Raw genomic sequence first — 15808 nt, 5'->3', positions numbered from 1 at the left:
GGTGTGCTCCGAGGCTATAAGCCTCGGAGCACACCACTTTTCATGTGCTCCGAGACCCCGTCCGGCATTGGTTGATGTTAGTTGACTCGCCTTTCGAGGGTTGGCAGCACTTTCTCCAAGAGGATGTGCTCTGAATTCTCCGACCAGTTACGCATGGCGACGACAGCACCTGGATCATCGACTGCGATCACTTGTGCGCGTGATCTGGTGATATCCAGCGGAAGACCGGTCAACCCGCCTCCACCGGATGCGGCATCACTGCGTACCACCATAACGTAGGCATCGGACCCGCCGGAGTCGACGGTGAAGTTGTCTCCCGGATCACGGAGCGGCGGTTCGTCACCCTGTCTGGTGAAGTTGAAGTTGTATACGAAGCCGAGTTTTTCGATGAAGTCGGCTTGCGGAGTACCGGTGACGAACACTTGGAAATCAGTCGAACTCTTGTAATCGACGATAGTGATCTCTTTGCCGGCGAAGTCCGGATTGTCGGCCCTGGCCTGCTCGACGGATGGCGGTTGCGTTGCGGTGGTTTCTGCTGATGCTGCAGATTCGCCGCCCGACTCCTTATTGCCGGCGAGCCAGATTCCGCCACCGATAGCCAGCGCAACAACGACGGCTCCTGCACCTGCGGCAAGCGACCACTTCTTGCCGGATCGTCGTCTGGGCGCGGGAGCAGGCAATTCGGCTGCGCCCCCAGTGTTCTGGGGACTGGCATAGCTGATAGAAGCGGGCTGGCTGACCGGTACGGGGGACGCCGGCGCCGCTTGCGATCGTGCCGGGTATCGACCAGCGTTGAACGCCTCGTACGCCGCATCGGTGAACTCTCGGCAGCTGTTGAAACGTTCGACAGGGTTCTTCGCCATGGCTTTCGCGAAGACATGGTCGATCGCTGCGGGCAAATCGGGCTTTACCGAAGTCGCCGATGGAGGTGGCTCGTACAGATGCCCCATCATGACCATCGCGGGCTGCGGAGCAGGGTAAGGGTTTCGACCGGTCAACAGCTTGAACAGAGAACACGCCAAACTGTAGATATCGGCGCGGTGATCAAGGGCCTGCCCGGTGAGCTGCTCGGGAGGGGCGTAGGCGATCGTGGCCAGGAAGTTTCCGGTTTGAGTGAGCTCGCTGGCATCATCAGTCGCCTTCGCGACGCCGAAATCGGTCAGGTATACGCGTTCTTCATCTTCGGACTCGGAGAGCAGGAAGTTCGCGGGTTTGATGTCGCGATGCAAAAGGCCTTTACGATGCGCGAAATCGAGGCCCTTACCTACTTCGGAGATGATCCGAAGTGCACGTTGTGCAGGCATGCCCCGCGGATGTTTGGCTGCCAGAGCGGACGCATCGGTGCCGTCCACGTACTGCATGGAGATCCACAGTTGACCGTTCTCTTCGCCTCGGTTGAAGACAGCGATGATGTTCGGATGATCCAGCCCTGAGGCAAGGTTCGCTTCACGTTCGAATCGCGCGCGGAACTCGCTGTTGGAGGACAGATCCGCGCTGAGTACCTTGAGGGCGTCTTTCCGTGGCAGGCTCGGATGCTTGGCCAGGTAGACGGTTCCCATACCGCCCGCACCCAGCACCCGTTCGATGCGGTAGCCCCCCACGATGGTTCCAGGACTCAGCGCCATCTTCTACGAACTCCTGTTTATCAGTTGGATCCGGTCTGCCACCGGAACAGGTCGGTCCGCTGTCGACATCGAGCTCAGCTCCTACTGACCGTTAGCGAACAATGCGTACTGAGCGGCTGCACGCTGATGAACATCAGTGAGCTGGGCGGAACTCACATACCCGAGCAGGTTGCGGTAGCGCAATACACAGGTGAAACGTTCGGCGCCGTACGTCTGATCGTTTTCGACACATGCAGAGTCGGGGACTCCGGGTGGCGGATTGGTTCGCGTAATAAAAGGGTCGAGCATCACCACATCTTGTATAGCTTTGGCTGCAGCCACGACATCAACCGTCTGTATCGAAATTGTTCCGTCGGACAGCGCGAACACTTCTCCCTTGATTTTCTCCAGACCCCGCTCGGTGTATTCGCGGTTCTGGGCGGAGTGCAGGAAACCTTGTGGACCGAATATAGCTGCGCTATCGTTGTATGATGGTATTCTACTCTGAAGGGGATTCAATGTGCGGGCGAACAAACCTTCTGAATCCCAGTCGAGTTCCGCCATTTCCTCGTCGCTGAGTGGGTTCAGTGCGTCGAGCATCGGCAGTTGGACCTCATATGCCTTGGTTACGAGGTCTTCCAGGGAACCTAATTCAGGCGATGGGATCGACAGGAATAGAGCGATCACATACGGACCGTGAGCAAGAAAAGATCTGATCCACGGGGATCCTGGGCGCCAGTGCGCGTGAACGTCTGGAAATTCCGTGATCTGTACTGGCTGATTGGCTTCGCGATAGGTTTCGAAATCGGCATCGTACAATTCCCTTGAAGCCTTTTCGGCGTAGTCAGCGCTGAGGAACTGCATCACTGTACTGGCGATCATTGTGGCGTCCGGACCCACGGGCGCCTCCGGCCACTTGTTCGTGTACGAGGGCTCTTTGTCCGTGTTTCCGCCTTGGGTATGAAAACCGAATAGAAATTTATTACGCTCGGTGATCTCTTCGACTTTATCTTCTTTACCCAGAGTGTGTCCGCCGCCAATCGGGGGGAGTGTGCCGGGGCTGTATCTGCTCCCGTACTTCAGATCGGGGTCGATATCGTAGGCGGTGGCAACATGATCTGCCAAACGCATGCCAGCGATATAGGGATAGGTGTAGAAGCTCGGATAGTAGTCCTCGTAGGCATCGAGGGGAACAGTTGAATAAGGGCCTGTGTCCAGGGTGCGGACATCGATCTCAGCGGGAACCGATGTACCTTGTAGCGTGGATCCGCAGCCGACCGCGGTAACAGCCAGAAGAATGCTCGCCATGAGCGCGTATCCCTGACGTCGAAGGGTGGAAGCTCTGAGGGACCTCCGACCAGCCATTACTTCGCCTCCGTGAGTAGCGCGTACTGGGCGGATACCTTCTGGTGTACGTCGGTTTCTTGCATGGACCATACATAAGCCACATAACGCTCGTAAGGCACGGCGCAGTAAAATCTGGGTACGAAAGAGTTGTTCCCCGCATACTCTTTACATTTTGCCATGGGTAGCGCTTCAGGAGGAGCAGATCGCCGGTACTGCTTACCTGCAAGAACTTCTTCGACGAGGTTAGCGGCTGCATCCTTGTCGCGTGCGCGAAACAGTTTCGATCCGCGCTCCGCGTATATATCGACGCCTAGTTCTTCGAAAGTTTCTTTATCCTCGTCCGGTTTCTCCGATAAATGGAGAGCGCTACGTCCCGTGTACACGGCTGGGGGGTCGGGTAACGGGCTCGGATCTTCTCTCGGTAGGGTGCGCCCGAGTATTCCTTCGTTATCTGCTGGAAGTTCCGTCAGCTTATGCTGTGGTGTCGGAACGAAATGCTTCACTGCCGGAACTATGGTGTCAAGGCTTTTCTCGACCAGACTTGTCAGAGCGTTGAGGTCGACCTTTTCCAGCCAGCTTTTGAGATAGTCGTAGATCCAGGTGAAGATAACAAGGTTTCCGGTGGCGAACCATGATCCGATCGACTGGGTATTCGGCAACCAGTGCGCCGCAGCCTCTGGGTACTTGGGTATGTGGACTCGTTCGTTATGTTCCGTGTATTCGAAATCGACCCGCTCCAGATCTTTTGCGGCTTGAGATGCCTTGTGTTCATCAGGGAATAGCAACACTGCATTGATGAGGTGCAAACCCTGATTGCTGGGTGTGGTTTGCCCTTGGCTGATGAATCCGGAGATGAAGTCGGGTGCCGCCTCCGCAAATTTTGCGGTATACATTATCCCGCTCAGCGCATCGGGATGTATGTAAATGCTTTCAGATCCACTGTCTTTATAAGTGAACCTCGGGTCGATTTCCATTGCCAACGGCACATGCTCGGCAAGCCGCGTCGCCTCGACAACCCGGGCCTCATCCATGTTCTTGACCGTCCCGAAGACCTGGGGCTTGGTCGGATAGCCGCCCACATCGAGACTGTGGATATCGACCACCGGCTCACTGACTTTCGCAGTATCCCCACCGGTTCCACAACCGGCGATGATGATGGCGAGCGCACTGGCAATCGTTACGGCACGGACGGTATGGCCCGATTTCGACATTGTGCTGAGCAACACGTCCCCCCTTCGTTCGAGCGTACCCGCGGCATCCTACTTCACTGCGCCGTCGCCGTCGGGTCGAGTTCAGCGCCCAGCGGAGGGGAAGTCCCGCCCGCTGCTCCAGCGAATGCTGGTGCGCTCGCAGAGGTTTGAGATGTATGACGGTGCGTCCTGTGCAGGAGGCGTCGCGGTGTCGAAGGCACATCTTCGAGCCGCCCCGACGCTGTGCGCACGAACAAGTTCCGTACCGCGACCTGCCGCGCTCATCCAACCCACCTGGATGATGGAGGCGTGTCCTGGAAGAAACCCGCCGTTATCGCCGCCGCGATCACCGCTTTGGTGCTCGCTGCTTGCGGGGCGGAACGTGATCTTGTCCCGATCCCGGAAGGCATTCCGCCGGGGCCGGGCGCCCCGCTGCCGGTGATCGATATCGATGCCCCCGGCCGGACGGCAGTGCAGTTGCGGGCGTGGGCGAGTGAGCAGGCAGATGTGCTGGACATCCCGACAACGGCGTTGGAGGCCTACGGTTACGCGCAGGCGGTGATGCAGCGGTCTCGTCCGGATTGCGGGGTGGCATGGACGACGTTGGCGGGGATCGCGAGTGTGGAAAGCAAGCACGGCGGGCACGGTGGGGCCAGTATCGCCGACGACGGCCGGGTGGATCCACCGATCATCGGGATAGCTTTGGACGGTTCGCCGGGGGTGGCGCGGATCGAGGACACCGATGAGGGCCGGATGGATGGGGATCCGGTGCATGATCGGGCGGTGGGACCGTTCCAGTTCATTCCCGAGACCTGGAAGCGCTGGGGTGTGGACGCCAATGGTGACGAGGTGGTGGATCCGCACAGTATCGATGACGCCGCGTTGACCGCGGCGCTATACCTGTGCGCGAGCGGCGGTGTGCTGACGACGGCGGAGGGCTGGAGCAGGGCGTTGTTCACCTACAACAGGTCGGAGAGCTATATGCGGGAGGTGCGTGACCGGGCCGCGGCGTACAGCGTGGGCAGGCGGGTGTGACGGGCGACATACGGCGGTAGTGTCGAACAGGGCGGGCCCGGAGTGCCGGTTACTCGCGGGCCGGGGTGAACGATAGGCTCGCAGCGCACGGCCTCTTCCCTGATCACTACCGTGCCAGCAGCCGAAGGAGTGTTGTTTTCGTGGCCATCATCGAACAGGTCGGAGCTCGCGAGATCCTGGATTCGCGCGGTAACCCCACCGTCGAGGTCGAGGTCGCCCTCGACGACGGCACGCTGACCCGCGCGGCTGTGCCGTCGGGCGCATCCACCGGTGAACACGAGGCGGTGGAGCTGCGTGACGGCGGTGACCGGTACCTCGGCAAAGGTGTGCGTAAGGCCGTCGAGGGTGTGCTGGACGAGATCGCGCCCGCGGTGATCGGCCTGGATTCGGTTGAACAGCGCACCGTCGACCAGGTGCTGCTGGATCTGGACGGCACCCCGGACAAGTCGCGGCTGGGCGCGAACGCGCTGCTCGGTGTTTCGCTGGCGGTGGCTCGGGCGGCGGCGGAGTCGTCGGGGCTGGAGTTGTTCCGTTACCTCGGCGGCCCGAACGCGCATGTGCTTCCGGTGCCGATGATGAACATCCTCAACGGTGGCGCGCACGCGGACACCGGTGTGGATGTACAGGAGTTCATGGTCGCCCCCATCGGCGCGCCTACGTTCAAGGAGTCGCTGCGCTGGGGTGCGGAGGTGTATCACGCGCTCAAGTCGGTGTTGAAGGCCAAGGGGCTGTCCACCGGTCTGGGCGATGAGGGTGGTTTCGCGCCTGATGTGGCGGGCACCAGGGAAGCGTTGGATCTGATCAGCAGTGCGATCGCGAAAACCGGTCTGAAGCTGGGCAGCGATGTGGCGCTGGCGCTGGATGTGGCGGCCACCGAGTTCTACACCGCCAGCAGCGGTTACAAGTTCGAGGGCACGGTGCGCACCGCCGCCGAGATGGCGCAGTTCTATGCCGAGCTGCTCACCGCGTACCCGCTGGTGTCGATCGAGGACCCGTTGTCGGAGGACGACTGGGACGGCTGGGTCGAGCTGACCGATCAGATCGGCGACAAGATCCAGCTGGTCGGCGACGATCTTTTCGTCACCAACCCGGAACGGCTGGAGGACGGCATCGCCAAGGGCGCCGCGAACGCGCTGCTGGTGAAGGTGAACCAGATCGGCACGCTCACCGAAACCCTGGACGCGGTCGAACTGGCCCACCGCAACGGTTACAAGACGATGATGAGCCACCGTTCCGGCGAAACCGAGGACACCACGATCGCTGATCTGGCGGTGGCGGTCGGCAGCGGTCAGATCAAGACCGGTGCGCCTGCCCGTAGCGAGCGGGTCGCCAAGTACAACCAGCTGCTGCGCATCGAGGACGCGCTGGGCGATTCGGCTCGTTACGCGGGCGATGTGGCGTTCCCGCGTTTCGCGTTCGAGGACTGATCCGCGGGGAGTGCGATGACGGAGCGACGTGCGCGTGGGACCAGTCCGGCCGGACGCGGTGACCGCCGCACGTCGCGTGCCGCCCACTCCCGCCCGTCGCCGGAACCGCATGCGCGGGCCGCGGCGGCGAAGCGGAAGGTGCGCCGCCGATCGGATGAGCAGAGGCGGACCCGGAACCGGCCGGAACACACCATTCTCGGTATTTCCACCGGTAAAGCGGTGATTCTGGCGATGATGGTGTGCGCGCTGGCGTTGACGTTGGCGGTGCCGATGCGCACCTATCTCACTCAGCGCGCCGAGGCCGCCGAGCTGGCGCAGGAACGCCGGGAACTGGAAGCGGATCTGGCCCGGTTGCGTGACCGTCGCGCCGAGCAGCAGGACCCCGCCTATATCCGGTCCGAGGCGCGGGACCGGTTGCGGCTGGTGATGCCGGGGGAGACGCCCTACATCGTGCAGGTGCCGGGTATCGAAGCCCCCGCCCCGGTCGATCCGACCACCAAGTCCCGCGAGCCCGACCCCTGGTTCACCGATCTGTGGCGCAGCATCTCCGAACCACGGACACCGACAACAACACCCCCCGCCGCGCCACCGCGGCAGCCGGAAGGACCCAGGTGAGCGAACCCGACGACCGGGATCTGCAGATCGTCGCCGACCAGTTGGGCCGCACACCACGCGGTGTGCTGGCCATTGCCTACCGCACACCCGACGGTGTGCCCGCGGTGGTGAAAACCGCGCCGCGGCTGCCGGACGGCACCCCGTTCCCGACGCTGTATTACCTGACCGATCCGCGGCTCACCGCCGAGGCGAGCAGACAGGAGTCCGCGGGGGTGATGCGGGAGATGACCGAACGCCTCGGCCGTGACTCGGAGCTGGCCGAGGCTTACCGGCGGGCGCATGAAAGCTATCTGGCCGAACGCGACGCGATCGAGCCCTTGGGTACCGATTTCACCGGCGGTGGGATGCCGGAGCGGGTGAAATGCCTGCATGTACTGATCGCGCATGCGCTGGCGAAAGGGCCGGGTGTCAACCCGCTGGGCGATGAGGCCGTCGCGTTGGCGGCCGAGCACGGGCTGCGGGGTAGCGCGATTCCCGCCGACTGGCCCGCCTACGAGGGAACAGAAGAGGAGCTATGAGCGAGCGGGTCGCCGCCGTGGACTGCGGTACGAATTCCATCCGTCTGCTGATCGCCGACCCCGGCGTGGACGGCACACTCACCGACGTACATCGCGAGATGCGCATCGTGCGGCTCGGCCAGGGGGTGGACGCGACGGGCAGGCTCGCGCCGGAGGCGATCGAGCGTACTCGGGTCGCGCTCGCCGACTATGCCGCGCTGATGCGTGAGTACGAGGTGAAGCGGGTGCGGATGGTGGCGACCTCGGCCACCCGTGACGCCGCCAACCGCGACGATTTCTTCACCATGACCCGCACTGAACTAGGTGCCGTAGTGCCGGGCGCGGAAGCGGAGGTGATCACCGGCGACGAGGAGGCGCGGCTGTCGTTCGCGGGCGCGGTGGGTGAATTGGCCGGGGATCGTGGGCCGTTCGTGGTGGTCGATCTGGGTGGCGGTTCGACCGAGCTGGTGCTCGGCGACAGCGACGGTGTGCACGCCGCCTTCTCCGCGGATGTCGGTTGTGTACGCATCACCGAACGCTGCCTGCCGGGGAACCCACCGGACAGCGAACAGGTCGCTGCGGCCCGCGCTTTCGCATCCGAGCGGCTCGCGGAGGCGTTCACGCATGTGCCGGTGGGGGAGGCGCATACGTGGGTGGGTGTCGCGGGCACCATGACCACGATCGCGGCCGTCGCCCTCGACCTGCCCGAATACGATGCGGCACAAGTGCATTTGTCCAGGCTGAGCCAGGACGAGGTGCGGGCGGTATGTGAACGGCTGATCGGCATGAATCACGATCAGCGCGCTGCGCTCGGGCCGATGCACCCCGGCCGGGTCGATGTGATCGGCGGCGGCGCGGTGATCACACAGGTACTGGCCGAAGAGTTGTCGCGGCGCGCCGGTATCACCGAACTCGTGGTGAGCGAGCACGACATCTTGGATGGGATCGCGCTGTCGATTGCCTGAACTGCGAGCGGGGTCTGCGGCCGCCACCGTGGCGAACAGCGAGCACGCTGTCGATCGCATACCCCTTCGGCGATCAGTCGGACGAGAGTGACTGACGCCCGCTGCCGGTTCGGCCGAGGATCAGCGACGCCAACCGGTGCAATGCTTCTCGGTTTCGAGGTTTCAGCGCCAGGTCCTGGGCGAAGCCGGGGATCAGCGCGCCCGCACCCCGTACTGCGCGTTCTGCCATGCGGATACGGGTGCTGCCCGGGCTCGGTTCGTCCAGCCGGAGCCGGATCCATGCCGCCCCGAACAACCACAGCCGGGCGTCGAGTTCCAGCAGGTGCGGTGGGTCGACAGCGATGACTTCGGTGGCGTCGGCCACGGTCAACGGCCACGGTCCGACGCTGTGGTGGATGCGGCTGCCCACCGCGGGCCAATCGGCGTCTACCTCCCTGATATGGGAGGCGCCGACCACCCAGGCCGCGTATATCCAGCCGTCGGACAGGACCGCGAACGCCTGTTCGATCGGCGCGTGAACCGTCACTTCCACTTCCGCCATGCGTACCTCCGCCTTCGCTACGGCCATGTGCTTTTATGGGTGCCTTCCGTATAGGCGCGGCTGTGTGGGGGTCTGCCTACTACCGCCTTTGGTCTGGGCGGGCGGCCTGGGTATTCTCGCGTTCACCTTGGGTGGGGCTTGGGTACCTCCGTGTTTGCTTCGGTCAGGTGCGGTCGCTTCGCAGCACGCGCGAGTGTGGTCGGCTCACCTCGTCAGCGCATCGACTGGGCACTTTCTCCTACCGCGGTACCCGCTTGCGGGCGCGTATCACCGGTTTCTCGGTTTCTGGGTGGTATCGGTGTGGATTCCCGTCGCAGGGGGCCGTGACGTGGGATCGTCAGGGGATGGCGGGCGCAGTGGAAGTGGGGCCGACGCCGTCGGGGCGGACGCTGTTCGGGCACCCCATCGGGTTGACGAATCTGTTCGGGGTGGAGCTGTGGGAGCGGTTCTCGTTCTACGGGATGCTCACCATCCTCGGGTACTACCTGTACTACTCCGTGACCGACGGTGGGCTCGGCCTGTCGCAGGACACCGGGCTCGGGCTCGTCGGCGCATACGGCGGGCTGGTGTATTTGTGCACCATCCTCGGCGGGTGGGTGGCCGACCGGCTGCTCGGTATGGAACGCACCGTGTTCTACGGCGGGGTCGTGGTGGTCGCGGGGCATCTCGCGTTGGCCGTGCTACCCGGGTTGAGCGGGGTGGGTGTGGGTCTGGTGCTGGTCGCGCTGGGCAGCGGGGCGTTGAAGGCGAACGCGTCCTCGCTGCTCGGCACGCTCTACGACCACGGGGATCCGCGGAGCGACGGCGGTTTCACCCTGTTCTACCTGGGCATCAACCTGGGCGCTTTCGTCGGCCCGCTGCTGACGGGACTGTTGCAGCGGGAATGGGGTTTCCACGCCGGTTTCGGCGCGGCCGCGGTGGGGATGACGTTGGGCCTGATCCAGTACGCGGTGTTCCGGCGCAATCTGGGCGATGCGGGTAAGCATGCTCCCGATCCGCTGCCGCGTGGTTCGGTCGGCCGGCTGGTTGCGGCGGTCGTGGGTGTTGCGGCGGTCGTCGCGGTGGCGGTGGTGACCGGTCAGGTCAACTTGGGCAACCTGTCCGACGTGACCACGGTGGTTATCGTCGCGGCCGCGGTCGCCTATTTCGTCGTCCTGTTCACCCATCGCAGGGTGACACCGGTCGAGCGGAGCCGGGTGCGAGCGTTCATTCCGCTGTTCGTGGCGAACGCGGTGTTCTGGTCGCTGTTCCAGCAGATCTTCACGGTGCTGGCGGTGTACTCCGATGAGCGGATGAACTGGACGATCTTCGGTTGGACCGCACCGTCGAACTGGATCGGCTCGGTGGAGCCGGTGTGGGTCATTACGTTGTCGCCGCTGTTCGCGCTGCTGTGGACGAAACTCGGCACGCGGGCGCCGAGCACCCCGCACAAGTTCGCGCTGGGGGTGATCGGGGTGGGGGTCGCATTCTGGTTGTTCGCGCTGCTTTCGGTCAGCACCGGCGGCACCGGCCAATCGGTGCCCGCGCTGGTGGTGCTGTGCATTATGGCCGTGTTCGCGGTGTCGGAGCTGCTGCTGTCACCGATCGGGCTCTCGGTCACCACCCAGCTGGCGCCGGAGGCGTTTCGCGCGCAAATGATGGCCCTGTACTTTCTGTCAGTGGGTTTGGGGACGTCTATGTCGGGCGTTCTGGCTCGTTTCTACGACCCCGCCCACGAGTTCGCATATTTCGGTATTACCGGTGCGGTCGCCGTTTTTGCCGGTCTGATCGTCGTCGGCCTGACACCATGGGTGAGCCGACATATGGCAGGTGTCCATTAGGGCGGTCCACAACCGAACCGAATGGACGCGAGACAGAAGATGAAGGAGACCGCCGTGGCGATCCCGACCCGACGGAACCAGTTGTTCCGCACCAAATCGGTGGAGCAATCGATTCGTGACACCGACGAACCCGGCGCGAAATTGCGCAAAGACCTCACCGCCTGGGATCTGGCGATTTTCGGTGTTGCTGTTGTCATCGGCGCAGGTATTTTCACCCTCACCGCCCGCACCGCGGGCAATGTGGCGGGTCCTTCGGTGTCGTTGGCGTTCGTTTTCGCCGCTATCGCCTGCGGTCTGACCGCGCTGTGCTACGCCGAGTTCGCTTCCACTGTCCCGGTTGCGGGCAGCGCCTACACGTTCTCCTATGCCACATTCGGCGAGCTGGCCGCCTGGATCATCGGCTGGGACCTCATCCTGGAGTTCGCGCTGGCCGCGGCTGTCGTGGCCAAAGGCTGGTCCCAATATCTGGGTGACCTGGTCGGCTCGGGTCCGGCGGTGCTGCATATCGGCGGGGTTGACTTCGACTGGGGCGCGGTGCTGCTCATCGCGGCCCTGACGGTGCTGTTGGCGACCGGGACCAAGCTGTCCTCCCGGGTGTCTGCGGTTGCCGTCGCGATCAAGATCGGCGTGATTCTGCTGGTCATCGTGGTGGGCCTGACCTTCTTCGACTCCTCGAACCTGAGCCCATACATCCCGCCGTCGGAGGCCGGTGCAGAGGCAGAAGGGGTGCGTCAGTCGTTGTTCTCGTTCCTCACCGGCGCGGGTAACAGCACCTTCGGCTGGTACGGTCTGCTCGCCGCCGCGAGCCTGGTGTTCTTCGCGTTCATCGGTTTCGACGTGGTCGCCACCGCCGCCGAGGAAACCAAGAATCCGCAGCGCGACGTACCGCGCGGTATTCTCGGCTCGCTGGTGATCGTCACCGTCCTGTACGTGGCGGTGTCGCTGGTACTCACCGGCATGGTGCCCTACACCGACCTCGCAGGCAACGACGCCACCCTGGCCACCGCGTTCGCCCTACACGGTGCCGATTGGGCGAAGAACATCATTTCCGTCGGCGCGCTCGCCGGCCTCACCACTGTTGTCATGGTGATGCTGCTTGGGCAGACCCGGGTGTTGTTCGCCATGTCGCGCGACGGGCTGACCCCGCATGTGCTCGCCCGGACCGGTAAAAAGGGCACTCCGGTGCGGATCACCGTGATCGTCGGTGTGGCGTGTGCGCTGCTCGCCGGTTTCGTCGAATTCGGCACCCTGGAGGAAATGGTCAATATCGGCACCCTGTTCGCGTTCGTGCTGGTGTCGATAGGTGTGCTGGTGTTGCGGCGCACCCGCCCTGATCTGCCGCGCGGTTTCCGGGTTCCGTTCGTTCCGGTGCTGCCGATTCTGGCGGTGCTGGCCTGCCTGTGGCTGATGCTGAATTTGTCGGTGGAAACCTGGCTGCGTTTCGTTGTCTGGATGGTGATCGGATTGGTGGTGTACTTCGCATACGGCCGGCAGCATTCGCTGCTCGGTAAGGCCTCGTCGGAACAGGGGTGATCGGATGCGCAATCCATGGTGGCGGCTCCGTCGGCGCGCCCAGCAGATCGTCGCGCCGGAGCCGGTCGACGACACCGGCACCGATCTGGTGATCCGCTGGATCGACACGGTGACCACCGCGCTGGCCGAGCCACCGAAGGGGCCGCCAGAAGCGGCCCCGGCCCGAGTCTGCGACGGCATGTTCACCGCCGCCACCATCGCCGCCGTGCTGATCGAAAAGGTGGCCGATCGCACCGAATACCGTGTTGCCAACAACCGCTGTATGGCGGCCGCCGTCGATTTCATGAAGGTGCTGGGCGAGGACACGCTGCGTCGCCACCGTATCCACGCCCAGCCCGTCGGCCTGGACCAGCTGTCCCCCGATATGAACGAACTGGCCATAGCCCGCCACCTAGCTCAACTCGGCGAGGCCCTACAACTGTCCCTGTGCGCCGTCACCACCGACGACGCCCTGTCCATCGAGGTTCGCGACACCGCCAACGACTCCGGCTTGCTGGCCGCCGACGTCCTCGTGGAGGTCTGCCAAGCCATCCAATCCGATCCCACTACCTGAACTCCCCGCTGGAGGGGATTCCGGTACATCCGTACGAGTCGGTAGTCTGAGCCGCACGCCCCTATAGCCCAATTGGCAGAGGCAGCGGACTTAAAATCCGCCCAGTGTCGGTTCGAGTCCGACTGGGGGCACCGAAGTGCGCAGGTGGACGCGTTGCCGGGTGGTGTGGGGTGGAGCGCGGCGACGTTCAGCCCGCACCATCCGGGGCAGCCCGCGCAGCGTCCCAGCCGTTCGTGGCACTACCTGTTGAGCAGGCCTTTGGCGATGTGGGTGACCTGGATTTCGTTGCTGCCTGCGTAGATCATCAGCGATTTGGCGTCGCGGGCGAGTTGTTCCACCTTGTATTCGGCCATGTAGCCGTTTCCGCCGAACAGTTGGACGGCTTCCATCGCGACCTCGGTGGCGGCGCGGGAGGAGTACAGCTTCATCGCCGATGCCTCGGCCAAGGAGACTTTTTCGCCTGCGGCGGTGCGTTCGATGGCGTTGAACACCATGTTCTGGACGTTGATGCGGGCGATCTCCATCTCGGCGAGTTTGAGCTGGATGAGCTGGAACTGGGCGATCTCCTTGCCCCACAGTTTGCGGGATTTCGCGTAATCCACGCACAGTCGGTGGCATTCGTTGATGATGCCGAGCGCCAGGGAGGCGATACCGATGCGTTCGGCGGTGAAAGATTCCTTGGCGCTGTCTTTTCCGTCGCCCTTGGCCGGGTTCTCGGTCTCGCCGAGCAGGCGGTCCGGGGTGATGCGCACGTTGTCGAAGAACAGTTCGCCGGTGGGGGAGGAGTTCATGCCCATCTTTTTGAACGGCGGGCTTTGTTCGAATCCCGGCATGCCCTTGTCGAGCACGAATGTCAGGACCTTGCGGTCGCGTCGGTCGGTGCCGTCTTCTTCGTCCAGTTTGGCGTAGACGACGGACACGTCCGCGTACGGGCCGTTGGTGATGAAGGTCTTGCGTCCGTTGAGGATGTAGTCTTCGCCGTCGCGGCGGACATAGGACTTCATTCCGCCGAACGCGTCGGAGCCCGAGTCCGGTTCGGTGATCGCCCAGGCGCCGACCTTCTCCATGGTGACCAGTTCGGGCAGCCAGCGCTTCTTCTGGGCGAGCGTGCCGCGGCTGCGGATGGTGGCTGCGGCGAGCCCGAGACTCACCCCCATGGACGCCACCAGGCCCAGGCTGACCCCGGCTAGCTCGCTGTTGAGGATGACGCCCATGCTGCCCACTCCGCTGAACCCGCCACCCGATTTGCTCGAGGTCTCCCCCGCTTCCTCCCGGGCGAGTGATTTCGCGAGCCCTTCGCGGGCCATCTCGTCCAAGCCGAACGTCGCGTACAGCTTGCGGATGATGTCGAACGGCGGTAACTTGCCGCTTTCCAGCTGGTCGACGTGGGGTTTGAGCTCCTTGTCGATGAAGGCGCGGAGTGCGTCGCGGAACATCAGGTCTTCGTCGGACCACTGGTACATGTCGTGAACTCCCGAGGATCGCCGGTACAGTCTCCTCCGAATATAGAACACGTTCTAATTTGTTTCGGTTCGAGATTGCGACGACAGGAGGTTGCCGTCCGATGTTGTTCGCCCGCTCGGGCGGCCTATCGCATGTCGTGATCGGACAAACTCGAACCATCGGGCGCGTCAGTGGGCAGGTTGAGCGATGTGCGCGATGGCCTCGAGCTGGTCGGCGATTCGCGTCATAACCGACGAACACCCCGCGTCGAGCCGGCGGGTGGCGAGGGCGTCGCCGCGGGTTGCGCCGCGGTTGACGATCAGGATCGGGATGCCGTTGGTGGCGGCTCGGCGCACGAAACGTAGACCCGACATCACGGTGAGTGAGGATCCCGCGACGAGCAGCGCGTCGGCGTTGTCGACCAGATCGTATGCCGTGGCGACGCGGTCTTTGGGCACGTTCTCGCCGAAGTAGACGATGTCCGGTTTCAGGAGGCCGCCGCAGTGTTCGCAATCCACCATGCGAAAGCGCGCGGTATCGGCGATCACGGCGTCGGCGTCGGGGGCGACTTCGATCCCGGTGGCTGTGGCGGCGTCGGCGAAACCGGGATTCGCTGCCTCCAGTCGTTCAGCCAGCGTCATCCGGGACATATGGGACTGACAGCCCAGGCAGCGCACCTGGGCATAGGTGCCGTGCAGGTCGATGACTCGGCGGCTGCCTGCCTTGGTGTGCAACAAGTCGACGTTCTGGGTGATCAACCCCGTGACGACACCCACCCGTTCCAGCCGGGCCAGGGCGCGATGGCCGGGGTTGGGGCGGGCGGCGTCCATCTGCCGCCAGCCGATGTGGTTGCGCGCCCAATAGCGTTGCCGGAATTCGGCGTCACCCACGAACTGCTGGTAGGTCATGGGATTGCGCGGTGGAGAGTCGGGGCCGCGATAGTCGGGGATACCGCTGTCGGTGGATATGCCCGCACCGGTGAGCGCGACCACCCGACGGCCCGCGAGCAGTGGGATGAACGCTTCCACCTCGGCGGCCTCTTGGGGTGACGCGATCGCCATTCCACGAGAGTACGTGCGAGTGCCCGGCAGAGCGGTGACGGCCACGACACTCGGTTGCCGCGTCCTTCGGCAATAACCCAGGCTGGCGATGGGCGGTTTCCGGTGAGCCTTCGACCCGGTTGCGACCTGGCGGATCGCCACGGTGGGCGGTTGCGTTTGTTGCGGGAGGTGCCGGGT

General features: G+C 63.6%; 14 protein-coding genes and 1 tRNA gene. 9 read left to right on the top strand and 6 right to left on the bottom strand.

Annotated elements, in window-relative coordinates:
• Positions 1-77: 77 nt before the first annotated feature.
• The 3 genes from B0T44_RS09210 to B0T44_RS09200 form a co-directional block, all read right to left on the bottom strand.
• Positions 78-1625, bottom strand: coding sequence for a serine/threonine-protein kinase (locus B0T44_RS09210; protein WP_077114505.1), 1548 nt, complete (start codon positions 1623-1625; stop codon positions 78-80).
• A gap of 81 nt (positions 1626-1706) precedes the next feature.
• A complete protein-coding gene (locus tag B0T44_RS09205) occupies positions 1707-2912 on the bottom strand; it encodes a DUF7373 family lipoprotein (protein ID WP_077114507.1) in 1206 nt (401 codons plus the stop codon).
• Positions 2913-2968: 56 nt separating this feature from the next.
• Positions 2969-4177: a DUF7373 family lipoprotein gene (locus tag B0T44_RS09200; RefSeq protein WP_245838998.1), complete on the bottom strand. Its 1209-nt coding sequence runs from the start codon at positions 4175-4177 to the stop codon at positions 2969-2971.
• Between the two features lie 297 nt (positions 4178-4474).
• Between B0T44_RS09200 and B0T44_RS09195 the strand changes: the two genes are divergently transcribed.
• The 5 genes from B0T44_RS09195 (at position 4475) to B0T44_RS09175 (ending at position 8680) form a co-directional block, all read left to right on the top strand.
• Entirely contained in the window at positions 4475-5176 is a 702-nt protein-coding gene (locus B0T44_RS09195) for a lytic transglycosylase domain-containing protein (RefSeq protein WP_077114748.1), read from the top strand.
• A gap of 140 nt (positions 5177-5316) precedes the next feature.
• On the top strand, positions 5317-6603 hold the full coding sequence (gene eno, locus B0T44_RS09190) for a phosphopyruvate hydratase (RefSeq protein ID WP_077114511.1): 1287 nt from the start codon (positions 5317-5319) through the stop codon (positions 6601-6603).
• 15 nt (positions 6604-6618) lie between these two features.
• A complete protein-coding gene (locus B0T44_RS09185; protein ID WP_077114513.1) occupies positions 6619-7218 on the top strand; it encodes an FtsB family cell division protein in 600 nt (199 codons plus the stop codon).
• Positions 7215-7736: a DUF501 domain-containing protein gene (locus B0T44_RS09180; protein ID WP_077114515.1), complete on the top strand. Its 522-nt coding sequence runs from the start codon at positions 7215-7217 to the stop codon at positions 7734-7736. The genes B0T44_RS09185 and B0T44_RS09180 overlap by 4 nt, the downstream gene beginning before the upstream one ends.
• Entirely contained in the window at positions 7733-8680 is a 948-nt protein-coding gene (locus B0T44_RS09175; RefSeq protein ID WP_077114517.1) for a Ppx/GppA phosphatase family protein, read from the top strand. The genes B0T44_RS09180 and B0T44_RS09175 overlap by 4 nt, the downstream gene beginning before the upstream one ends.
• Positions 8681-8753: 73 nt before the next feature.
• On the opposite strand, the gene B0T44_RS09170 is transcribed toward B0T44_RS09175, so the two are convergent.
• On the bottom strand, positions 8754-9221 hold the full coding sequence (locus B0T44_RS09170; protein ID WP_077114749.1) for an SRPBCC family protein: 468 nt from the start codon (positions 9219-9221) through the stop codon (positions 8754-8756).
• 344 nt (positions 9222-9565) lie between these two features.
• Here B0T44_RS09170 and B0T44_RS09165 point away from each other — a divergent pair, with 344 nt between their 5' ends.
• From B0T44_RS09165 to B0T44_RS09150, 4 genes are all read left to right on the top strand, one after another.
• Positions 9566-11041, top strand: coding sequence for a peptide MFS transporter (locus B0T44_RS09165; protein ID WP_077114519.1), 1476 nt, complete (start codon positions 9566-9568; stop codon positions 11039-11041).
• A gap of 39 nt (positions 11042-11080) precedes the next feature.
• A complete protein-coding gene (locus B0T44_RS09160) occupies positions 11081-12574 on the top strand; it encodes an amino acid permease (RefSeq protein WP_081511835.1) in 1494 nt (497 codons plus the stop codon).
• Between the two features lie 4 nt (positions 12575-12578).
• Entirely contained in the window at positions 12579-13127 is a 549-nt protein-coding gene (locus tag B0T44_RS09155) for a hypothetical protein (protein ID WP_077114523.1), read from the top strand.
• A 57-nt stretch (positions 13128-13184) separates the two neighbouring features.
• Positions 13185-13258, top strand: a tRNA-Leu gene (locus B0T44_RS09150).
• A 108-nt stretch (positions 13259-13366) separates the two neighbouring features.
• Here B0T44_RS09150 and B0T44_RS09145 read toward each other — a convergent pair.
• Both B0T44_RS09145 and B0T44_RS09140 read right to left on the bottom strand, forming a co-directional pair.
• Positions 13367-14590 (bottom strand): acyl-CoA dehydrogenase family protein, encoded by a 1224-nt coding sequence (locus B0T44_RS09145; protein WP_077114525.1) that lies wholly within the window; start codon positions 14588-14590, stop codon positions 13367-13369.
• A gap of 168 nt (positions 14591-14758) precedes the next feature.
• Entirely contained in the window at positions 14759-15631 is an 873-nt protein-coding gene (locus tag B0T44_RS09140) for an NAD-dependent protein deacetylase (protein WP_077114527.1), read from the bottom strand.
• Between the last annotated feature and the right edge of the window lie 177 nt (positions 15632-15808).

The sequence above is a fragment of the Nocardia donostiensis genome (genome assembly GCF_002081715.1).
GTDB classification, from domain to species: domain Bacteria; phylum Actinomycetota; class Actinomycetes; order Mycobacteriales; family Mycobacteriaceae; genus Nocardia; species Nocardia donostiensis.
The sequence above is the reverse complement of the archived record's forward strand: the minus strand, read 5'-3'. Positions and strand labels throughout refer to the sequence as shown.